This window comes from Paenibacillus sp. FSL R5-0475, assembly GCF_038004585.1.
Classification (GTDB): Bacteria; Bacillota; Bacilli; order Paenibacillales; family Paenibacillaceae; genus Paenibacillus_AQ.
In genome coordinates this window covers 2,455,455-2,478,625 of sequence record NZ_JBBORK010000001.1, presented here as the reverse complement: position 1 = coordinate 2,478,625, position 23,171 = coordinate 2,455,455, and the positions used below count along the sequence as shown (strand labels likewise).

At 41.8% G+C, this 23,171-nt stretch carries 19 protein-coding genes; 16 read left to right on the top strand and 3 right to left on the bottom strand.

Features of this window, described 5'->3' with window-relative positions; translation table 11 throughout:
• Window positions 1-15 precede the first annotated feature (15 nt).
• The 5 genes from MKX41_RS11175 to MKX41_RS11155 all read left to right on the top strand — a co-directional run bounded on the left by MKX41_RS11175 (window position 16) and on the right by MKX41_RS11155 (window position 4,265).
• Complete coding sequence (locus MKX41_RS11175; RefSeq protein ID WP_042188957.1) at window positions 16-465, top strand: RicAFT regulatory complex protein RicA family protein; 450 nt, start codon at window positions 16-18, stop codon at window positions 463-465.
• Between the two features lie 165 nt (window positions 466-630).
• On the top strand, window positions 631-1,401 hold the full coding sequence (locus MKX41_RS11170) for an NUDIX domain-containing protein (protein WP_042128449.1): 771 nt from the start codon (window positions 631-633) through the stop codon (window positions 1,399-1,401).
• 30 nt (window positions 1,402-1,431) lie between these two features.
• Window positions 1,432-1,971 carry a cysteine hydrolase family protein gene (locus tag MKX41_RS11165; protein WP_340970437.1) on the top strand — a complete coding sequence of 180 codons (540 nt, stop codon included), beginning with the start codon at window positions 1,432-1,434 and terminating at the stop codon, window positions 1,969-1,971.
• 52 nt (window positions 1,972-2,023) lie between these two features.
• Entirely contained in the window at window positions 2,024-3,475 is a 1,452-nt protein-coding gene (locus MKX41_RS11160) for a nicotinate phosphoribosyltransferase (RefSeq protein ID WP_076283476.1), read from the top strand.
• 100 nt (window positions 3,476-3,575) lie between these two features.
• Window positions 3,576-4,265 (top strand): DUF6273 domain-containing protein, encoded by a 690-nt coding sequence (locus MKX41_RS11155; protein ID WP_340970436.1) that lies wholly within the window; start codon window positions 3,576-3,578, stop codon window positions 4,263-4,265.
• A gap of 111 nt (window positions 4,266-4,376) precedes the next feature.
• Here the strand turns inward: MKX41_RS11155 and MKX41_RS11150 are convergent, their stop codons facing one another.
• Complete coding sequence (locus MKX41_RS11150) at window positions 4,377-5,720, bottom strand: amino acid permease (RefSeq protein ID WP_076298829.1); 1,344 nt, start codon at window positions 5,718-5,720, stop codon at window positions 4,377-4,379.
• A 322-nt stretch (window positions 5,721-6,042) separates the two neighbouring features.
• On the opposite strand from MKX41_RS11150, the gene MKX41_RS11145 reads away from it, so the two are divergent.
• The 9 genes from MKX41_RS11145 to MKX41_RS11100 all read left to right on the top strand — a co-directional run bounded on the left by MKX41_RS11145 (window position 6,043) and on the right by MKX41_RS11100 (window position 19,430).
• Window positions 6,043-7,053, top strand: coding sequence for a 2-oxoacid:acceptor oxidoreductase family protein (locus MKX41_RS11145; RefSeq protein ID WP_076283479.1), 1,011 nt, complete (start codon window positions 6,043-6,045; stop codon window positions 7,051-7,053).
• Between the two features lie 25 nt (window positions 7,054-7,078).
• Window positions 7,079-9,385: a thiamine pyrophosphate-dependent enzyme gene (locus MKX41_RS11140; RefSeq protein ID WP_076298830.1), complete on the top strand. Its 2,307-nt coding sequence runs from the start codon at window positions 7,079-7,081 to the stop codon at window positions 9,383-9,385.
• 78 nt (window positions 9,386-9,463) lie between these two features.
• Complete coding sequence (locus MKX41_RS11135) at window positions 9,464-10,168, top strand: hypothetical protein (protein ID WP_340970433.1); 705 nt, start codon at window positions 9,464-9,466, stop codon at window positions 10,166-10,168.
• Window positions 10,169-10,955: 787 nt separating this feature from the next.
• Entirely contained in the window at window positions 10,956-11,696 is a 741-nt protein-coding gene (locus MKX41_RS11125) for a LytR/AlgR family response regulator transcription factor (RefSeq protein ID WP_340970432.1), read from the top strand.
• Between the two features lies 1 nt (window position 11,697).
• Complete coding sequence (locus tag MKX41_RS11120; protein WP_340970430.1) at window positions 11,698-12,984, top strand: ATP-binding protein; 1,287 nt, start codon at window positions 11,698-11,700, stop codon at window positions 12,982-12,984.
• A 121-nt stretch (window positions 12,985-13,105) separates the two neighbouring features.
• Window positions 13,106-15,160 carry a serine hydrolase domain-containing protein gene (locus MKX41_RS11115; RefSeq protein ID WP_340970428.1) on the top strand — a complete coding sequence of 685 codons (2,055 nt, stop codon included), beginning with the start codon at window positions 13,106-13,108 and terminating at the stop codon, window positions 15,158-15,160.
• Window positions 15,161-15,236: 76 nt separating this feature from the next.
• The gene (locus tag MKX41_RS11110) at window positions 15,237-16,409 is read left to right on the top strand and encodes a serine hydrolase domain-containing protein (RefSeq protein WP_340970425.1); all 1,173 of its coding nucleotides are present in this window, start codon (window positions 15,237-15,239) and stop codon (window positions 16,407-16,409) included.
• Between the two features lie 126 nt (window positions 16,410-16,535).
• On the top strand, window positions 16,536-17,090 hold the full coding sequence (locus tag MKX41_RS11105) for a DUF1700 domain-containing protein (protein ID WP_340970423.1): 555 nt from the start codon (window positions 16,536-16,538) through the stop codon (window positions 17,088-17,090).
• 270 nt (window positions 17,091-17,360) lie between these two features.
• Window positions 17,361-19,430 (top strand): serine hydrolase, encoded by a 2,070-nt coding sequence (locus MKX41_RS11100; protein WP_340970421.1) that lies wholly within the window; start codon window positions 17,361-17,363, stop codon window positions 19,428-19,430.
• Window positions 19,431-20,477: 1,047 nt separating this feature from the next.
• Here MKX41_RS11100 and MKX41_RS11095 read toward each other — a convergent pair.
• Both MKX41_RS11095 and MKX41_RS11090 read right to left on the bottom strand, forming a co-directional pair.
• Entirely contained in the window at window positions 20,478-20,690 is a 213-nt protein-coding gene (locus MKX41_RS11095; RefSeq protein ID WP_076283489.1) for a hypothetical protein, read from the bottom strand.
• 99 nt (window positions 20,691-20,789) lie between these two features.
• Complete coding sequence (locus MKX41_RS11090) at window positions 20,790-21,302, bottom strand: MogA/MoaB family molybdenum cofactor biosynthesis protein (protein WP_081393012.1); 513 nt, start codon at window positions 21,300-21,302, stop codon at window positions 20,790-20,792.
• A gap of 172 nt (window positions 21,303-21,474) precedes the next feature.
• Here MKX41_RS11090 and MKX41_RS11085 point away from each other — a divergent pair, with 172 nt between their 5' ends.
• Window positions 21,475-22,500, top strand: a complete 1,026-nt coding sequence (locus tag MKX41_RS11085) for a CobW family GTP-binding protein (protein WP_340970417.1) — start codon at window positions 21,475-21,477, stop codon at window positions 22,498-22,500.
• Window positions 22,501-22,594: 94 nt separating this feature from the next.
• Window positions 22,595-22,942 carry a four-helix bundle copper-binding protein gene (locus tag MKX41_RS11080; protein WP_042128424.1) on the top strand — a complete coding sequence of 116 codons (348 nt, stop codon included), beginning with the start codon at window positions 22,595-22,597 and terminating at the stop codon, window positions 22,940-22,942.
• Window positions 22,943-23,171: the final 229 nt, after the last annotated feature.

The following is a 23,171-nucleotide window of genomic DNA, read 5'->3' as shown; positions in this document are numbered from 1 at the left end:
ATGGGGAGATGGCTTGTGAGTACAGAGGAACAACGTTTGAATAAATATGGAATGAAGACTTATAATACCCGTGACTTGATCGTACGCGAGGATATTATGGGTAAAGCCAAAGAACTGGCTACATTGATCTCGACAAGTGAAGAAGTAAAGCATTTTCAGCAGGCTGAGCAAAAAATCCTGAACCACGAGCGTGTACAAGGCCTGATTGCAACGATTAAGAAAAAGCAGAAGGAGATTGTCGCCTTCGAAAGCTTTAAAAATAAAGATATGGTAGCCAAGATCGAGCGTGAAATTGAAGTGTTGCAGGATGAAATTGACGGCATTCCAGTCGTGAACGAATTTCAGCAGAGCCAGAGTGACATCAATTATCTACTCCAGCTTGTCATTTCCGTGATTAGAGATACCGTTTCGGAAAAAATAAATGTGGAAGCCGGCACCGAGGCGCCTCCGACCACATGCGGATAACCCACACTCAGTTTAGGGGGCGGATGCAGATCCGCCCCTTTAAGTTTCACACTATACATAATCCTAATCTTTCTATGTCCAGTTGTTGATTTTAGAAGTTAAGGTTTGGTACATTTAAAGATACGAATTAGTAAAATTATAGCTTCGGAAAAGGATGGGGCAAATATGAGCGAAAATGGGGAACAAACCTATAACGCCAAAAAATATCGTACACCGGACGGAGTTCCGGCCGACATCGTAATGTTTACACTGACCAAACGCGAACGTAAGACGGTCACGAAGACGCTTCCCTTACGCGAGCTTAAGGTAATGTTAATTAGACGAAAGAAATGGCCATGTGCTGGAATGTGGGCTCTCCCAGGCGGATTCTGTCAGGAGGATGAGTCCATTTATGCTGCGGCTACACGTGAACTCAAAGAAGAGACTGGTGTAGATGGTGGTCATTTGGAATATCTGGGCGTTTACAGTACACCAGGCCGCGACCCTCGCGGATGGATTATCAGTCATGCTTTTTTTGCCCTTGTAGAAGAATGGATGTTGGAGCAAAGACAAGCTTCGGATGATGCTGGCGAGGTAGGTTTATTTACATTGCAGGAAGCACTTGAAGAGCTGGAGCTCGCTTTTGACCACCATGATATCATCAAGGATGCATACTTGCGCATTCAACAACAAATGCTTCAAACTACGATCGCAAGACAGTTTTTGCCTAGACATTTTACCCTTAGTGAGCTCTATCAAGTCATTCAAACGGTAGTACCGGAATTTAAGGAACCGAATTTTATTCGTAAAATCACTTCAACACGTAGTCGTCAGGGTATATTAAAAGAAGTAAGAGATGAAGAGGGAAATGCGCTTAGTTCAAATCAATACTCCCAGCGTCCCGCTCAGCTCTATATGTTCACAGATCATGAGCCTTTGTTATCCATCTACACGTAGTGGCTTAAATCAGGAGAGGGGATTAATCTCATGAAAGCACTAATAGTGATCGACTTTACGAATGATTTTGTTAACGGAAATCTGCCGGTTGGCCAGCCAGCCGTAGATATCGAGCCTAGAATCAGCCAGCTAACGTCGGAGTTTGTCCAAAGTGGCGATTATGTCGTTATGGCCGTGGATTTACATGAAGAGAATGACCCTTACCACCCGGAGAGCAAACTTTTTCATCCTCATAATATACGCGGGAGTGAAGGACGTGAGTTGTTCGGAGGTTTGAAATCTGTGTATGAACACAACCGCGATTCCATCTATTGGATGGACAAAACGCGTTATAGCGCTTTTAGTGGAACTGATCTGGAAATCAAGCTGCGGGAGCGTGGCATTACTGAACTTCATTTAATTGGGGTCTGCACCGATATTTGTGTACTGCACACAGCAGTGGATGCATATAACAAAGGGTTTGCAATTATTGTGCATGAAGATGCAGTTGCCAGCTTTAATCCAAATGGACATACTTGGGCGTTAGAACATTTCCGGGGAAGTTTAGGAGCAGACGTTGTTAAGGCATAATACTAGAACAGAACATACACATATAGCAGCGTAGATATTAGGAGATGAGGACTTGAGAAGAGAACTTGCGCTACATACTGATAAATATCAGATCAATATGATGTACGCTCACTGGGTGAATGGAACTCATAAACGGAAGGCTGTATTTGAGGCTTATTTCCGGAAGCTACCTTTCGGTAACGGCTATGCTGTGTTCGCAGGTTTAGAGCGTATTGTTGGTTATATCGGCGGCTTGCGGTTTACCGAAGATGATATCCGTTATTTGTCTGAGCAAGAAGAAAACTATGCTCCCGCTTTTTTGGAGGAACTGTTGCAGTTTCATTTTCAGGGAACCGTTCATTCGATGAAAGAAGGCGCTTTGATTTTTCCAGATGAGCCATTAATCCGTGTGGAAGGGACAATTATGGAGGCTCAGCTGGTGGAGACAGCCATTCTGAACTTCATGAACTACCAGACGTTGATCGCTACTAAGGCTTCACGAATTAAGCAGGTGGCTCCGAATGACATCTTGCTGGAGTTTGGTACCCGGCGTGCGCAAGAAGCAGATGCAGCGGTGTGGGGGGCTAGAGCAGCCTATATTGGCGGCTTTGATGCTACTTCTAACATGCTCGCAGGCAAAATGTTTAGTATTCCGACCAAGGGAACACATGCACATTCCTGGGTTCAGAGCTTTGGCAGCGAGCAGGAGGCTTTTGATGCCTATGCTAAGGTGATGCCGGACGAAGTTACGCTATTGGTCGACACCTTCGATACACTCCGTAGTGGGGTGCCTAATGCAATCAATACAGCCAAGAAGCTTGAGGCACAAGGTAAAAAAATGGTCGGTATCCGTTTGGATAGCGGTGACTTGGCTTATCTATCTCGTCAAGCGCGTAAGATGTTGGATGATGCTGGCCTGGATTATGTGAAGATAGTCGCTTCCAACGATTTGGATGAGAACACGATCATGGATCTGAAGCTGCAAGGCGCAGCAATTGATACTTGGGGTGTGGGTACACAACTAATCACCGCCTCTGACCAACCCTCTCTGGGTGGCGTCTACAAGCTGGTGGAAATTGAATCCGCTACTGGAGAAATGATCCCGACGATCAAGATTTCTTCCAATCCTGAGAAAGTATCTACGCCTGGCAAGAAGGACGTATTCCGGATTATCGGTAAAAATGGCAAAGCACTTGCGGATTATATCTGCTTTCCAGAAGAGGAAGCTCCACGTAACGGTGCGCGGTTGAAGCTGTTTAATCCGCTGCATCCATACATGCATAAGTATGTCGAGCGTTACGAGGCATTGCCTATGCTAGAACCGATATACGTTAACGGATTTCAAGTGTATACTTTGCCGGATTTGAATGAGGTTCGACGTTATCATCGGGAGCAAAAGGATCTATTCTGGCCGGAGTATCAACGTAAGCTGAATCCCGAAGTATATCGGGTGAATTTGAGTGAAAAGGTCTGGACTAGCAAGCAGCAGTTAATCGCTGAGCATATACGACCGGATATTGAATAGATTTTGCAGGATTAATTCTGTCAACAGTGTTAACGCGGGAGAGTGATATACCCGCGTTTTTTTGTTTTTTCAGAGGCTTGTAAATAAGGAGGAGAACTTAATGGAAGAGGGGAAGCTTGCTTTAGCGCCGAACAGGAACGTTAAGCCAGGCGAAATCATTACTTTCGGTAAGTATTCACAATCGAAGGATGGTAAAGAGCTGCCGATTGAATGGCGTGTTCTCCATAATTCAGATAGCGAACTGTTCGTTTTGAGCGAGTACATTTTGGAATGTAAGAGGTATCACGGCAAGAGCGCAGATATTAAATGGCGTGATTGCGTGGATATTACGTGGCACGACTGTGATTTGCGCGAGTGGCTGAACGATGAATTCTATAACAGCGCATTCAATGCTGCCGAGAAGGGATTAATAAAGACGACCCTTTGCTCAGATAACGGAGAGGGTACCCCAGATACAGAGGACAACGTTTTTTTGCTTAGCGTTGATGAGATAAAGGCATTCTCAGAGATACATGGCAAAGAACTACGGCGTGCGGTTGGCACGGAATTTGCTAAAATGAAAAAGTATGATGGATGCAGCTTATACGTATATGATAAAACGGATAAAGATAACTATATAATTAAAGACGGCGAAGAGGTTGGCTGCTCTTGGTGGTGGCTGCGAACACAGGGAAACAAACCTTCGCGTGCGTTTTTTGTCGGACCGAGTTACAGTATTCGCAGCTATGCGAATGTCAGTGTAGCCCGTGACGGCGTCCGTCCCGCTATGGTAATTAATCTTCCACGATAAAGACAATCGGTTTAGAGTGGCAATAATTAAAAAGAGGCGTGTCCCTCTCTTCGCTAGTGTGAAGAACAAGGGATACACCTCTTTTTGATAAATAGGTCCGAGCTAGAACCTTTAATTCTTTTTCTTGAATTTTACGAACGACCAAATCGTAAGCATCAACAGAACTGCTAGGCATGTTCCTATGCTGATACGGTTCTGAACATCGAAGAGAAAAGAAACCGCGATAACAGTTAAACAAACCAGTGTAACAACGGTTATATAAGGGAATCCCCATACCTTAAAGGTTGGTTCTTTCGGATAAGATTTTCTCAGTTTAAGTTGTGACATACAAATGCTGATCCATACGAGAATAACCACAAAGCCTGGAACCGCCATTAGCAAACGGAACAATCCATCCTGGGCGAAGTACGCTAATAAGGAACCAATAACAAGAACAACGGCACAGAGCTTCAGACTGTTGATGGGTACACCTTTTGCAGAGGTTTTTGCCAAGCTACGTGGTGCTTCGCCCTGTGACGCCATAGAGTGCAGCATCCGAGTGGCGCCATAAATACCAGAATTGGCAGCAGAGAGCACCGCTGTAATCAGAATAAAGTTCATGATGTGATCGGCACCCTTAAGTCCTGTTGCGGCTAATACCTGAACAAACGGGCTTGTATGCTCATTCAGTTGATTCCATGGTATTAATCCACAGATGATTAGGATCGGCAAGGTATAGAACAGAATAACGCGCAGAATGAAGCTTTTGACAACCTTAGGTAAGACCTTTTCTGCATCTTGTGTCTCCGTCAAGGTAAGTCCAATCAACTCTGACCCACCGTAGGAGAACATAACGACAAGAAGGGCAGAGAAGATGGGGGTCCAGCCTCGTGGGAGAAATCCACCATAGTCTGTAAAGTTGTGTAAGTAAGGCGTAGCTTCAGTCATTGGCAACAGCCCGAAAATTAATGAGCTTCCTAAGATAATGAAGATGATGATCATAGCAATTTTGATACCGGCCAACCAAAACTCCGTTTCTCCATAACCACCTACACTCATCATGTTGATGCCGATAATTAAAGCGCCACTTGCAAGACTGAGCAGCCATAAAGGAACATCCGGTAACCAGTATTGCAAGAAGCTGCCTGCTGCCAGCACTTCAATCACACAAACGGTCAACCACATGAAGCAATATAACCAGCCCACGATAAAGGAGAGTCGTTCTCCAAAAGCCTCACGTATGAAGTCCTTCATATTCCTATTCGGGTACACCGTAGCCATTTCGGCTATTGCCCCCATGACCACTAAGAGTAGCAGGCCTGCTAATACATAAGTAAGAATAACCGCAGGTCCGGCAATGCTTATGGTCTCAGAACTTCCTTTAAAAATCCCTGTACCGATTACTCCGCCCATCGCCATAAAGCTGATATGCCGAGGAAGCAATTTCTTCTGTAATGATGCTTCATTTGACTTCACAATTAATGCCTCCTAAGCTGTCTTCGAAAAATTACACCAAGCATCAGTTTATCCTGAAACGGACTAGTTGAAAAGTAAAAATAACACACATTTTTATGAAGAGGCGCGACTTTTCACTGGAGTGTGATATTTATCATGCAGAATGTGATGAATTTAACATCTTAATTTTTAATTTTATTGCTAAATAAAAGTAGCTAAATAAGCTTAGGTAACACATGGAAAATGCAAGATTTGTCACTTCGCGACTTGCAAAATCAAGATACAATCGTTGAAAAAGTCAAAAGGATATTATACTGATGACATTCTGAAAGGGGCTATGTCGGTGGTACAGTTACCAAAAGTGAACGAACTCGGATTTTTTGAGATTCGTCTGGAATCAATTGGAGGGCTAGGCGCGAACTTAGCTGGTAAAATGCTTGCAGAAGCAGGCGTTGTCGGTGCTGGAATGAATGGAGTGAGCTTTTCATCCTATGGTTCTGAGAAAAAGGGATCAGCGGTAAAGGCACATATCCGTTTTTGTGATTTGAACACACATATTCGTGACACTTCACCGGTAGAACGACCTCACGTCGTAGGCATATTCCATGAAGCGTTGGCAAAGACCGTCAACGTGACTAGCGGAATTTATGATCATAGCACGGTGCTAGTGAACTCGGCTAAGTCGCCAGAAGAATTGAAGTCCTCCCTGAACATGATGGCAGGAACTATAGCTGTCGTTGATGCTACATCGATCGCATTAGATGAGAAGAACCGCGTAAACATGGCAATGTTAGGTGCGTTGTTCCGGATGTGCGATTTCTTGGATCCTGAAATTATGAAGGGGGTTATCGAGAAATCACTTGGCAAAAAATATCCGCAGGCTGTTCAATCCGCACTAACTACTTTCGAACGTGGATTTAATGAAGTTACTTTCATGCATTTCCCTTTGCCTGAAGGTGCGATTATGCCTGAGTTCGTTCGGTCAGATATTTCGGCCTTAGGTTATGAAACTCAGCCTATTGGTGGTACCATTACGAATCCTGGCAGCAGCTTTTTAAAGAATCTTAGCATTTCAAGATCCGGTTTATTGCCTCATTTTAAATTAGAGGATTGTATTCATTGTGCGCAGTGCGATACGGTATGTCCTGATTTATGTTTTGTTTGGGATGAGCAGCCTGATAAGAAGGGACGTCCGCAAATGTTCCTGCAAGGCATCGATTATCAATACTGCAAAGGCTGTTTAAAATGCGTAGAAGCTTGTCCTACAACGGCTTTGTCTGGCGAACGCGAGGAAGATGGCTACGCTGAGAGCCATACGGTCCGGCATATTTTTGATCTTGTTACTGAGGCTTAATTAACGGAGGAAAGGTGGAACACACGTGGCTATTGATTATGAAAAAGAAGTAAGCTCTACGAAGGTTGAGCAGAAATTCCTATATGAATCCGGCAATGAAATGGCGGCTTATGCAGCCCATCAGATAAATTATCATGTCATGGGTTATTTTCCGATCTCCCCATCGACAGAAGTCGCTCAATTTCTAGATACCATGAAAGCGAACGGTCAGCATGATATTATGCTTATTCCATCAGATGGCGAACACAGTTCTGCAGGAATCTGTTATGGAGCTTCGACGGCTGGTGGACGTGTATTTAATGCTACCAGTGCTCAAGGTTATATGTTCATGCTAGAGCAATTGCCGGTACAAGCTGGTACACGGATGCCTATGGTAATGAATTTGATCTGCCGCTCGATATCCGGTCCGCTTAATATTCATGGTGACCATTCTGATTTGTATTTTGCGCTAAATACGGGCTGGCCGATTCTGATGTGCCGTGATCCACAATCCGTTTATGATATGAATCTGATGGCACTTAAGCTTGCTGAGCACGCCAAAGTGCGTCTTCCAGTAATGGTAGCATCAGATGGGTATTTTACTTCTCACCAGAAACGTCGAGTACAGGCATTTACTCACCGTGAGGATGTTCATAAATTCGTTGGCCCACAACCACCGGTAGGCTTCACAGATACACTAGACCGCAATAATCCAGTTACCGTAGGTCCTTACATGAACGAACCTGATTATATCAACAACCGTTATCAGCAGTCGGTAGCGATGTATAATGCGGGTGAAGTCTTCGAAGAAATTGCTAAGGAATTCGCTGAATTGACTGGACGCCACTATCCAATGATCGAAGAGTATCGGATGGAAGATGCGGAAGTAGCCGTATTCTTGATGAACTCTGCCTCAGAGATTATTAAAGATGTTGTGGATCAGCTTCGTTTGCAAGGGATCAAAGCAGGTGCAATTTCGCCGAATATGATTCGTCCTTTCCCGCAGAAGCAAATGGCTGAAGCGCTGAAAAATGTTAAGGCAATCACCGTAGGCGACCGTGCGGATTCGGTTGGTGGTCACGGCGGTAATATGGTAAATGAGATCAAGGCAGCCTTGTTCACCTATGGTAACACTACTACAAAGGTAATTAGCCGTATTTACGGGTTGGGCGGTAAGGACTTCTACGCAGAAGATGGTCATGCATTCTTCCAATTAGCATTGGATGCCGTTGCTGCAGACCGTGTTGAAGTTCCATTTGACTACTATGGTCACAATCCAGGTGCACCGGACAAAGCGCCACAGCGTCTATTGAAGCCGATGGACTTTGATTCGCTGAAGACAGGATTAATTACGGTTAAACAGGATGAAGCAACAGGGAAATTAAGTGTGCGGATACCCCCACTGCGCAGCTTGACGAAGAAACCTAAACGGCTTGCACCAGGTCATGGCGCTTGTCCAGGCTGTGGGATTTTCTCAGGACTGGAGACGTTCTTCAAAGGCATCGAAGGGGATATCGTAGCGCTTTATCACACGGGTTGTGCGATGGTAACAACTACGGGTTATCCATATTCTTCTCATAAATCTACGTTTATTCATAACCTGTTCCAAAATGGTGCAGCTACCTTATCCGGTGTCGTAGAAATGTTCTGGGAACGCAAACGCCGTGGTGAATTGGACGGACTTGGGCTTCAAGACGACTTCACATTTGTAATGGTAACTGGTGATGGCGGTATGGACATCGGAATGGGACCTGCAATTGGGGCTGCACTACGCGGTCACAAAATGATTATCGTAGAGTACGATAACGAAGGTTACATGAACACAGGTGCACAGCAGTCCTATTCCACACCACTGGGTCACCGTACATCTACATCCAGCATTGGTAAGAATCAGCAAGGTAAAGTTACACAGCATAAGGATACTGCGCAAATCATGGCAGCTACTAACATTCCATATGTCTTCACAGGTTCCGAAGCTTACCCGCAGGATCTTGTGAAGAAAGCGGCAAAAGCACAATGGTACGCTCAGAACGAAGGACTTGTGTACGGTAAAATCCTGATCGCATGCCCACTGAACTGGATGTCTGAGGATAAAGAGGGTACCAACATCGTTTCGCTGGCTGTTGAATCTTGCTTCTTCCCTCTATATGAAGTGGAGCACGGTTCTACGAATATTACGTACAATCCAGAGGATAAGGGCAAACGCGTTGAGCTCTCCGCTTGGTTGAAGACAATGGGCAAAACCCGTCATTTACTGAAGCCTGAGAATGAGCCGGCTTTACGCAGCTTCGAGGCAGAAGTGGAGCGTCGCTGGAATCGTCTGAAAGCGAAACATGAGCATCCTGATTTGTAAAATATAAATGATAAAACACCCGGCAGATTCGTCTGTCGGGTGTTTTGTATATAATGAAAGAAGGGAGGACTGATACTATTGAGCTGGATTTTATGGATCTGTTTTTTTGTTTCATTACTGTTGTCTTATTTGGATCAGCGAAAGATATTAAAGTTAAAAGACTGGGTGATCATAATTGCAGCTTTTTTACTTTGTGAATTGTATGTCGATTTATTTGGATTACTGATTCCTGTGGGTTTTATCATGGGCTTGATTTATATGAATAAAAAGAAAAAGTTTCTTTACGCAAAGGCGCTAATGTTTGGGTTGATTACCGTCTTCGTCATTTTCTATACCCCTAAGATTAGTTTTCAACAAATCAAAGCGCTTTCGGAGAGTAACAAATATACGGAGCAATTTAATCAGGTTAAAGCCGTTTCTAATTTTAAAGTTGAATCAGATGTTAACAATGTACTTCAGAAGGCAGCAAATCATTTAAAAGATAAAAATCCAAACTCAGAAATACCTGTAGACGATCCTCATGTAGTCTTCAGTATATGGGTTCTCCAACACAGAAATGTAGCTCTTCAAGATTTAGATTGGTTATGGTACAAGGCGCCGTTAGAATTACATTATTATTGGCAAATTAATCGTCCCGATCCATTGGTTACTCTTGAATATGTTGTATTTAATGAGGTTGGGTACATGGGTGTTTTTGAAAGAGAGCATGAAAAAGAACCCTATCATCTCCGAACGATCTATGAGTTTGACCGCCTTAAAACATGGACTCCGATGATACCCTGATTCTGAGTTTAACAAAGATAAATCGTGAGCACCGACTCACAACCTAGAATGGAATTTATTTCTCATAGTCATACAAACCTTTCGCTAGACAAAAGAAAACTGCAAATGTGCATCTTTTTGCGCAGATTTTTTCTTTTATTAGGTCGAAACCTGCGAATATACAGGAATATCCATACTTATGACACGAAGACTTATTCTTAAGCAATAATTACTGTAAATTTGCAGGAATCTATACTTTAGTCCGCCACGTATCATTTAAAGATGTACTTTTTCAGGTTTATTCGACATTTCGTCATTTATAGTGAGCGATTAGTCGACCCAGCGGTGGATTTGATTAACTGCGCTTATAAGCCGCTTAACAACGGTCTCTCGATTTGCCATAAGGACTCATTGAAAACGGACAGAATCTTCGTACACATAAAGATGCCATCATCTCTGTTAATTTTTCCTCTCCAGCGCTCAGAACTTCATCTGAGGTAGGGAACGTCAACAATGTTTTCAAAGATACAACAGAATGTAAACCCCCAAATAGACCCTTGTATTCAGGAAATACCTGATCTAAAACAGCTTGGAATTGCAGCTTAACTCCATATGGATGTTATAAAAAAGACATTCACAATACCTCTGAACATGGGTAAGATGCAGTCAAGGAAATATTCGTTCATGTGGTGTTGAGGGATTTTAATTTGCATTTCATCCAAAAGCTATCTATACAAAGTCAAAAGGTTGTATCATGTTTATATGGAGTTTTAGAATAAAGGTATAGAAAATGCGGGGTGTATTATTTTTGTATAGAGTGGCTATTTGCGATGATGAGGAAAAACAAAGAGAGCTTGTCAAAAGTATGCTGATTACTTTGTCGATAAAGACTAATATAGATTTTGAAATTGAATTATTCGGCTCGGGAGAGCAATTGGTATCCCATTATGAGCGCTATGAAACTCCATTCCATATTTTAATTTTGGATATTGAAATGGGGGGGATAAACGGGATTCAAACAGCCCGAAAAATAAGAGAGTTAAATAACCTAGATGAACAAATTATTTTTCTGACAAGCTATCCTGAATATATGGTGGAAAGTTTTGATGTCATGACATTTCAGTATTTGATAAAACCCATTGCTCCTTCGATCTTGGAGGAGAAAATGATCAAGATATGCCAATACTTTCAAGCACTTGATAAAAAGTTTATGGTTATCAAGTCAACCTATGAAGAAATCGTTTTAAAATATGATGACCTCATTAGTATTCAAGCTGCCAAAAGCTTAACTATAAAAAGCAAACTACATTTTACGACCACTAATCAAACCTATGAAAGCAAAGGCATCATTTCAGATTATGCTTTGGCCTTAAAAGACTGTAACTTCTTGCAAATCCATCGTTCTATTATTATTAATCTGCTTCATGTGAAGAAATTTTCTAGCGGAGTTGTTCTAATGTCCAATGGGTTGGAATTACCCATAGGTCGTTCTAAAATTAATGAGGTTAAAGATACTTACACCAAATTTATGATTATGAAGGTCGATTGATATGATTCAAAATAATTTTCCTATTGTCTTTAGCATTGTACTTGTGATGGGTGTTCAAATTAATTTTTTCTTCAACTCGGTGTTTGATAAATCAGCTAAAAAACATAACCGATTTATTTATTTCATTATGTTTGGGTTGCTTGATTACATGTATCTGGTTATTCCCATCTCTCCTATTTTATCTTTGATTCTACCTTTGCTCATGATATTTAGTTTTGCACAATCTTATCAAGTAAAAATTAAAGACAAGATCATTTTTTCTATGTTTTACGGTGTTTTAATATCTCTCGTTAATTTTATATCCCTTTATATTTTTTATACCCTATATTCAATTGAGTTTAGCTTTGACTCTGTAAATGAATATGATCAAATAGCCTACACAAAAGCTATTTTACTCAGTTGCATGATCATGTTTGCTATCATTCAGATCATACGTCTACTTGCAAAACGTAGAAGTTACTCTTTGCATTATCGTTACTACATATTTTTTTCGGTTATTCCTATCGTAAGTATAAACCAACTGAATATTCTAACTTATAAGGACGCCTATTCTTTCATATCCGTCATTGTATTACTATTCTTAAACGTTATGATTTTCTATGTTTTTGATAATATCATTGATAAATTTCAATTCATGCATGAGAATGCTCAGCTGCAACAGCAGATGGACCATCAGGATGCGAATTACGAAAAAGTCGTTCACAGCTTTAAATCCATTAAAAGAATCATTCATGATACGAATCAACAGTTTTTGTATATTGAAGAGTGTATTGAGCGAAATGAGTTAGCAGCAGCAAGGGAACATATTAAAACTACATTAAATAAAGTTGAAGGGGCTTATCAACGGGTAAACACAGGGAATCTAGTTATAGATGCCCTTGTCACAAATACACTTAATATTGGACAAGCCAATGGCATAAGAATAGATACAAAGCTTAGCTTATGTTCACAAAAAGTCCATATTGACCGTTATGACTTATGTGTTGTCATTGGAAATATGCTAGATAACGCAATAGAGGCTTCTAAAAAGTTGAAGATCGCAGAAGATAGGTACATTCTTATAAAAATACATTCTACCGAGTCTACCCTTCTCATTCACATCATGAATCATATGGAGAATGAAGTTACCCACTTAAACAGCCAAAAATCAAACCCGGAATTTCATGGTATCGGATTAACGAACATAGCTAGAATCTGCGACAAGTACGGTGGTCATATGACCATTGAAACGAAACATAAAGTATTTAATAATATGGCACTAATACCATTATATACCAACAATCCCTAAACAATCTGTTGTTTAGGGATTGTTTTTTGCGTTTCAGGGGGATTTTCATTCTAACAGCGTTCTTCCTTGTATGATGATTTCAGTAAGTCACATCTAGAAGGAATACGAGGAGGGATTAATAATGAAGAAGATGGTTTCCGTAGTAATGACTGCAATACTTTTTGCAATACCAGTCACCCCTGCTTTTGCTCTAACGAATAATGACACTGTAAAAGAAAAGGCACAGGAGCTGGCTTCGAAGATTGTGTCCGATTATGGTGCAAGTGGATTACAGTATGCAATTATGGATCATGGATCCATTGTTTTATCGGATAGCGCTGGTGTCTACGATAAAGCGACCAAGAGTCCGATAACCAAAGAGACGATGTTTGGAATAGGCTCAGTAAGTAAAACGTATGTGTCTGCTGCAACGATGATGCTAGCTGATTTTAATCAAATTGATATTGATCAACCACTAACCACGTACATTAAGGACTTTAAAATGGCAGATGAACGATATAAAGAGATTACGCCACGCATGTTGATGAATCATTCTTCAGGAATTTACGGTAGTCACTATGGGAATAGTTTTTTGTTTGATGATAATGATACGAAAAATCATGATGAATTATTGGTCAAATTACAATCAGATAACTTAAAGTCAAACCCCGGCGAATTTTCGGTATATTGTAATGATGGTTTTCAACTGCTTGAAATCTTGGTTGAAAGAGTGAGCGGTTTAAGTTACAGCGAATTTCTTGAAACCCATATTAGCAAGCCTCTTCAATTAACCTCTACCCAAACACCACGTGATTCGTTTGATAGAGACAGACTCACAAAAACTTATTTTCCCGGGATCGATCAAGCTTTACCCACCGAGAATGCCAATCTCATTGGGACAGGAGGCATCTACTCCACGGCCGAAGAAGTAAGTAAGTTTGCTGAAGTATTAATCGGGAATCGAACGGATATTTTATCTGAGAAGTCAGCAATGGCTATGCAAAGTCATGAGTATAGAAAGGGTGTGTGGGTTTCTGAAGAGACAAACACCATTAATTATGGCCTGGGTTGGGATGCCGTCCGTTTAGCACCATTTAGTGATTACGGAATAACCGCATTATTCAAAGGTGGAGATACGTATATGTATCATGCTGCTTTGACTACCCTACCCGAACATGACATTTCTATAGCTGTACTTTCATCGGGAGGTAGTGGTATTTACAATAGTATATTTGCATCTAATATTTTATTAGAATATATAAGCGCCAAGGGCATCATTAAAGAAATCCTACCTAAAAAAACATTTGAACCTCCATTGAAAGTGGAAATGCCATCCGATTTGCTTGCTTACTCTGGATTATACGGTACCGTAGGTAAAACGGTAAATCTGGAGATAAAGAACGGAGAGATTGATTTACCCGATCTAGGATTTGGATCGATACCGCCTCAAAAATATGTATATACGGGCAAAGGACAATTTAAAAACAACGATGGGAATGCAACCATAAGCTTTGACCACCAGAAGAATGGAACAACCTATTTAAAACTTAACGCTTATACGGATACTCCAGGATTAGGTCAAACAGTTGCGGTAACCTACGAATATCAAAAATTAGATTCCAATCCTCTAAGTCAGTCAACTAAAACGATATGGGAACATAGAAATGGAAAAAACTACTACTCTTTGGATGAAAAGATAACTTCAATGTTGTACTTGAGCAAATCGCTTTTGGCAAAAAATATATCCGTTGATATCAACCATGGATACGCAACCGGCACTAAAATTGTTGACGAGAATAAAGCAGTAAATGTAATTGAGATTCCTACTTTGAACGGAAGAGATGCTTTCGATTTGAATTTCTATAATGAGAACCATAAAGAGTATTTAAAGATCGACGGACAATCCTATATTAGTGAAGATGCTATTCAACCCATTTATGAAGGGAACGACTCGTTTTGCATCATACCATCGGGTGTTCAGGCTGTATGGTATAAAATTGATGCTCAATCAGCCAATCGAGTCATGAACGTTGAAACTCCAGTGAGTGGAGGATTTGCCGTTTATGACGCAGATGGAATCGTTGTGAACTTTTCAAAGGCAACGAGCAATCATTCGGTAGTTCTACCTGAAGGTGGGATGATCGTTTTTGGTGGTAATGAGGGCGATAAATTTAAAATTAATTTGATGAATAAATAGACGACTCAACTTTGTAAAACAACAATTAGGAAGATGATTACAAACTTACAATATTAATTGAGAAGAGGAATGCCTTATGAAAATACGTAGTCAAATTACATTTGCAAGTCTGGCCCTTTTAATAACTGGAAGTTCCCTGCTATACACATCGTCAAGCTCAATTATAAAAGCAGAACCCACTCAAAATGTATCTAGTTCGTTACAAACAACAACCACTCAACGAGATCATAATTCCGTCAAGCAAGCAATGCGGGATACATTGCAACTTGGATTCCCGGGGATACTTGCTAAAACTTCTGAGGGTGGAAAAACTTGGGGTTATGCCGCTGGGGTAGCGAATCTGAGCACCAAGAAACCAATGGAAACAGATTTTCGATTTCGCATTGGCAGCGTGACGAAGACGTTCACCGCAACGGTTGTACTTCAATTAGCTGGAGAGAACCGCTTAAATCTAAACGACTCCATCGAAAAATGGCTGCCCGGTGTCATTCAAGGAAACGGATATAATGGTAAACAGATTACCATCCGGCAGATATTGAACCATACAAGTGGTATCGCTGAATACTCAAGGTCAAAAGACGCTGATTTTATGGATACAAAAAAATCGTATACGGCTGATGAAATAGTGAAGATGGGGATTTCTCTGCCCCCAGACTTTGTCCCAGGAAAGGGCTGGTCTTATTCAAACACGGGATACGTATTACTGGGTATTCTTATTGAAAAAGTAACCGGAAACAGCTACGCGGAAGAGATTGAGAATCGGATTATTGAACCGCTTGAATTATCGGATACATTCCTACCTGGCAATTCAAGCGTTATTCCAGGCACCAATCATGCTCGGGGATATTCCCAACCAGACGAAGCAAGTGAGATAAAAGACGTTACTTATTACAACCCAAGTGCAGGTGGCTCGGCTGGAGATATGATTTCTACTGCTGACGACTTAAATAAATTCTTCTCTTCCTTGCTCGGTGGCAAATTACTGAAGGAAAAGCAGCTAAAACAAATGCTTACTACAGTTCCTACAGGAAGAGCAGGAATCGATGGATATGGTCTTGGAATCTTTGAAACTAAGCTTCCAAACGGTGTCTCGATATGGGGACACACAGGTGGCATTCTAGGGTTTTCTACGATTGCTGGAGGTACACTTGGAGGCAATCATACGTTGGTCGTCAGTTTGAACAGTTTGGGTAGAGATAACAGTCCTAATCCGTTTAAAAGTATTTTACTTGCTGAATTTAGCAAGTAGGAAAAAATGGAAAATGAAAAATACGGATAAATCAGGAAATCTGCGCAATACAAGGGGTTGGTCCCTTATTTGAAGATTATGATAATTTATTAACAGCTATATCAGTAATCAAAGGAGAGTTAAATTATGGATAAAATTATGAATGATTATCTAATGAAAATTGACAATCATTTGAAATCGATGACCGATTCCGAGCGTATTGACATTTTAAAAGAAATCAAAAGTGTAATACTTGAATTGCAAAATAATGGTGTATCTACTGAGCAAATCATCGAACGGTTAGGAAACCCAAAAGAATTAGCGAAAGTATACTTAGGTAAAGCCATTTCAATGAACAGTAAATTTAGTTGGCGTAAATTTGGTGCAATATTTGCTCTTTGTAACAGTTTTGTAGGTGTCAGTGGTATCTTACTCTTGCCGTTCATCAGTACTCTTTCCATTGCTTTAATGATTGGTGGAGTTATTACGCCGATAGGCGGAATTCTTAAATTTGTCGGACAACATATGGGATTTGATATTGGGGGAATAACAATCGAAATGGGAGCATTTACACCAAGCCCAATGTATTCCTTGCCAATTTCTATTGTGATTGGAGTGTTAATGTTTTGGTTTGGGAAAGTCTTATGGAAGCTTACTATTAAATATATTCAGGCAATTAGTCAGAAAAAGAAATTAATATAATGAACCGGGCGCGACGGTCATTCATAGACCAACCGTACCCCGATTTCTGGCTGGCCTATTTTTTTGTAGGCATATATCGTCAATCGCAATCGAAACAATCGAAAGGCACACCGTAGCCATCGGAGTTAGCTGCAGAGGTCTGACCTTTTTTTGCTTGACCTTAGGCTAGGTGATGAACTATTCGGAAGACTGTGCGGGGAAATAATTCATCATATTACACTGAGAGGGTACTTCCAGCCTATACTAATTTCATTGACGGAGGATTTTCTAATGCGTAAAAAAAGAGTTTCAAAAGTGCTTGCTGTAACGCTAAGCACGTCTCTAGCTGTGACTTACTTAATTGCTTTGGTCGGAGGGTATAGTGTCAGTGCGGAACAGCTCCCTCTTAAGGGACAAACAATCACAGCGATTCAGACTGCAGCTGTTCCTGCTGCTCCAAGCGGTCCGGTTGACCCCAAAGAAGTGGAGGCCTTCGCGGACAATTACTTTGGGAAAAGCCTGAAGAAGTTCAATGTTCCGGGTGCCATGTTCGTCGTCGTTCAGGACGGACAAGTGGTTTTATCCAAAGGATACGGGTATGCAAACAAAGAAAGCAAAACCCCAGTAGATTCCAATACCGTTTTTCGCATCGGTTCCATTTCTAAGACGCTTACAGCTGCGGCTGTGCTGCAGCTTGCAGACCAAGGGAAGATCAAGCTGGATCAGGACATCCAATCATATCTCGGAGGTATCACAATACCAAATTCGACAGGTAAACAGCTAACTTTGGAAAATATGCTGACCCACATGACTGGGTTCGATTTCCCATATGAAAAAGACGATGACGCCTCGCCCGATCTTCTCAATCAAGAGAATTCTCTTCGAGATTTCTTAATGGATCGAATGCCAACCATCGTCCGGACGCCGGGGGAAGCCTACCAGTATGACGATTATGCTTTTGCTTTGGCGGGATATGCCGTGGAACAAGTTACTGGGCTCCCTTTTCATGAATACATGGATAAAAACATCTTTCAACCACTCGGCATGAATTCTTCCCATGATCTTGTAACCCCAGAGCTTAAAGCCCGAATGGCTGCAGCTTACGATCCGGAAGGCACGCCATATCCGGAGTATGGCCTTTATCCTACGGACATGCCTCAGGGCGGAATGTTGTCCACCGGAAGCGATATGGCTAAATTCATGATCATGCTTCTACAAAAAGGAAAGGCCGGAGATCGGCAAATGTTAAGTGAACAAAGTGTTCAACGAATGAGCAAGTTTTCCGTTTTCGCTCATCCGGCCATACCTATAACAAGCTATGGATTTGAAAGCATTTTTAATGAACTGTCGAATGGTCAGTATGTCGTCAGCAAAGGTGGGAACATCCCCGGACATGCCTCTTTTACATGGCTACTGCCTGAGCGTAAAACGGGGATGTTCGTCATTTATAATAATGATTCCGAATTGCGCTCGGATTTGTATGCTGCTTTTATGGACCATTATTATCCGAAGAGCACTGAGATGCCTGAATCGGTATCACCTCTTACAGAACAGCAAGCCGCGCGTTATATCGGATTATACAAAGACCTGCATACCCCGTCATTTGTGACTAGAATTACGTACAATAACGGACAACTTGTAGCGGAAGACAGATACAAATTGGGGAATGGCAAGACTACTTTGAAAAAGATAGATCCCTTGTTGTTTATGGATGACCACGGGAAGAAAATAGCATTTCTTGAACAAAAGGATGGAGGTATTGCTTATATGTATAGACCCTCCAAGTCCCCGATAGCCTATTCGCCCAAAATACAGGAAAAAGCGTTGTTTTCCGATGTCTCGAAAGAAAGCCCCTACCAACCGTCTATAGAAAAGCTCCATTCGCTTGATATCATTAATGGAAGAGATGGGCGCAGCTTTGACCCGAAGGCGTCCGTGACCCGTGCGGAATTCATCACAATGCTGCTGCATGCTTTCGGCTATCCGCCCTCCAAATCGAAATCCGGTTATACGGATATCGAACACCATTTTGCCTTCAAAGAGATACAGGCAGCGGTCGAGCAGCATTGGTTGGAGGAGGAGACCGGAGACCGATTTGAACCGGATCGCACGATAACTCGGGAAGAAATGGCCGTCATCTTAACGCGCATTCCTCTTCCATGGCCGCTTGGCGATGAGGTCCGATTGGCAGGGAAAACCGATGATTCGGCTATCAAGGCCGTAAGCAAGCTTGTTGCTGCCGGAGTTACGGATCCGGTCACAATAATCAATTCTGACGGTTCAGTCGATTTCCACTCCAAAGAACCTTTGCTTCGCCAAGAAGCCTCCTATTTCATTGACAAGATTCTATTTGTTCCTTAATCGCTTATCGGCCGTTACAGCCGCATTCGCGCCGTGACGGAATCTCCAACCATGACTAACTTGTTGTTTCTTTCCAGTTTTATTTTTACTACCTTAGCGCTTAGCACATTCTATTCGTGAGGGATGGGACACTATTGTTCAATAAAATATCGACAGGCTATAATCTATGGTTTCCGTATTTTATTATTTGGTCGATCTAAACCTTTACTATCCCTTTCCTTAAGCAGCAACAAATTTTTTTAGAAAAAGCTTAAAAATGAATGTAAATATGGGGTAATAGAAGGCGATTGAAAGAATCTGCCTACGCTATTGCCTCTTTACAATGATTAGGATACAATTACCTCATTACGAAACACATTCATTTTCTCCGCTGTCTTATGTTCAGCTGGAGAAGGAGCTGTTGTCTTAATTGACAACTTATAGAATATGCCTTGAGGTTGAAAAAGTGTGGCCATTTTTTTTGGCTATGCCTTTTTTTCATTTCAAGGCTTTTTTATGTCCAATAACATGATAAGGGGGAGATAGAGATGGACCATAAGAAGAAATACTGGCCTATAGAGCTGGAATGCATAAGAAAAGGCGTAAATCATCTTGATGATTACGTCAATACGGTGGTTAGTCCACATTAATCAAGTGCTCGCTTACTCGAAACAGTATCGGGAGCAGATAACAATCACTCAATTTGAACCAGTTCAAGATATTAAGAACCGGGGAGTGTTGTGATCGCCATAGACAGGCAACTACGGCGGATCAAACTGCAAATAGAATATGACTATGATTGGATTAAGATCGATGATGTGGTTCAGGTAACTACATAAAAAACGCCCCGGAAACTTTCCCCGGGGCATAACTACTATTCCTCGAATAACTCATCCATTAAACTATCGATTTCCTCTTTTTGGGAAAACGTAGCCTCAATATCGAATTTAGTTTAGAGTATGAATTTGAAATGTTTTTTGACAGAAAAAAGCGAGAGAAGACCCAATGCATTTAGAACGAGTCTGTCTCTCACATATAGGGGACTTTTAATAGTGTTGTGAAGTAGAGTTATCTTCCGCCTCTAGGCATCATGGAGTTATCCACAAATACATCTTTAACAGAATAGGTGTAGCAATGGCGAGGTACGGGTACACAGTGGTGACGTCTTACGATTTCAATTGGATGAATCACATTTACTACTTGTGGGTGGAAGTGATCTTGATAAACCACCTTAGGTGGGTCAGTAACCGTTTGGGCTGGGCATTTTGGACATTCAGACATTTCCTTCAGCTCCTTTTGTGTGTGGACTTACCGTATTATACGCACAGAACAAAAGCCTGCTTGGTTGTTTGTCTATTGTATTTAAAAATGGGTATTTGCTTAACGCTTGTAAATTTCACGCATAACATGCCGAAGTTCCGGGATAATTAGCCGTTCCATAGCCAGTTTTACGGCTCCAGTAGAGCCGGGCATAGAAAAGATAGCGGTCTTTCCCATGGTGCCGGCAATGGCTCGACTAAGAATAGCTGCCGAACCGATGTCCTCTGTGAAGCTTAGCATCCGAAAAATTTCACCGAAGCCAGGTAATGTTTTATCTAGCAAAGAGGCAACAGCTTCATATGTCGTATCCCGTGGAGAAATCCCTGTTCCACCTGTCAGAAGTACAGCTTCTATTCCGGCGTGGTCAACACATTTATACAATAGCTCACGAATATCCTGATAATTATCTTTCGTAATGGTGCTGCCTATCACTTCATACCCGGCTTCTTCGAGCATAGATTTAATCAAAGCTCCTCCGGTATCTGTTTCAATAGTTCTGGTGTCCGAGACAGTAATGATATAGCAGGAAACGGTTTGAGGCGCTTCTTTCCGATGTTCTTCAACAGATGACAAATGGCTCAACTCCTAGATTAGAGATGTTATCATGATAGGGTATGGCAGAAGTAAAGACAAGCTTACTTGTACTCACAGAATTCAGCAGGAATTTGGGGTGCCGCTTGCGTGCTTCGCGCGCATGTAGTACACTCGCTACACATAACTGTAATTTGCTGGGGAGCGATGAAACATGGAACAGGTCGTACCTGTGTATATATTGTCAGGATTTCTGGGGAGCGGCAAAACAACACTGCTGCAGCGCCTACTAGATCATTGGAAAAATCAGGGTTTACGCCCTGCAGTAGTGATGAATGAGCTGGGTGAAGTGAATTTAGATGGATTGTTAGTTGAGCAAACTGTCCCTATGGCAGAACTACTTGGTGGATGTATATGCTGTTCTATCCGAAGTGATCTTAGTACAGAACTCGCAACACTGATCAAGAAGGAGACTCCGGATGTCGTAGTGATCGAGGCAACAGGCGCTGCCAATCCGCTGGAAATTGTGGATGGCGTAACCGAGATTTCGTTGTATCAAAAAGTAGAACTAAAAAGCTTGATCACCGTCGTTGACGCCGCGCATCTTCTTGAACTGTATCGCGCACAACAGGGGGCAACTTATCGTTTGATGCAGGAGCAGATTCGCTGCGCTTCTGTCTTGCTATTGAATAAAATTGACCGTGTAACCGCTGAAGAGGCGGAAGAGGTTAACGCTGTACTGCGGAAATGGAACGCTTATGCACCCATTCTGCCAACTGTGCGTTGTGAGGTGGAACCGGAGGAACTGCTGCGTGATGCAGGTGGAGTTCTTACGGATAAACAGCTGGAAGAGGTTGAGGACGCAAGCGAAAGCTTCATGCATGATGAAGATGAACACACTACTGGTGGCACACATACTAGCCACGATCATGTGATGGCGTACACACATTATTTTAAACGTCCAGTAAACAGTGAAGAATTCGAACAGTTCGTTAAGGAATTGCCGCGAGATGTTTATAGAGCTAAAGGTATTGTGACCTTTAATGACACCTCCAGCCGGTTTCTTTTCCAATATGCCTATCGTGAAGCTGATTTTATGAAAATCACACCACAAGGCGAAGTGCCTGACGTTGCCGTATTTATCGGCGAACATTTCTCATCAAATGAACTGCGCACTAGGTTACTGGAGATGGAGGGACGTACCTTCGTTCGTCCTAGTACAGTTAAGAGAAGTCTATAATCAGATCTCCTTGTCAGAAGTTGTAATGGTTCATTCCTAATCTTGTAGGTTAATAGTATCGCATACCCTATAAAAATACAGGAGGTTTAAGGCTATGACCCGAATTCAATATCAGGAGTGCATTGACGCTTGTTTAGAAAGTATGAATGCCTGTAATTATAGCTATGTCTCAAGCCTAAAAGAATATGATCTTGCTTCTCTGCGTGAAAGCATGCGGCTAGATCGTGAATGTGCGGATATTTGTTCATATGCCGTACAAGCGATGACTCGCCAAAGTCCGTTTGTAGCCGGAATTCTCCGTCTGTGTGCCGAAATTTGTGAAGCCTGTGCAGATGAAAGCAGCAAGCATATACATACACATTGTCAGGAATGTATTGATGCCTGCCGTAGATGTGCTGAGGCGTGCCGTTTGATTAGCGATGCGGTTGAAGTATACGCGTAAGGTTGTATACCCAACCTAACTATATAATAAGCAAATGACCAGACCATTGCTGTGGATGTACAGCATGGTCTGTTTTTCTTTTTAGCACAAGGCTAGATTAAATTTCGTTTCTAGAAGAGGAAATATGTAGGGAACTGGAGAATTAACAGTAGATATGAAGCGAACATAAACTTCTCCGAATCACCTGGATGATATCAGTTTATTATAGCTCTGGCAGGCCGAACAGAAG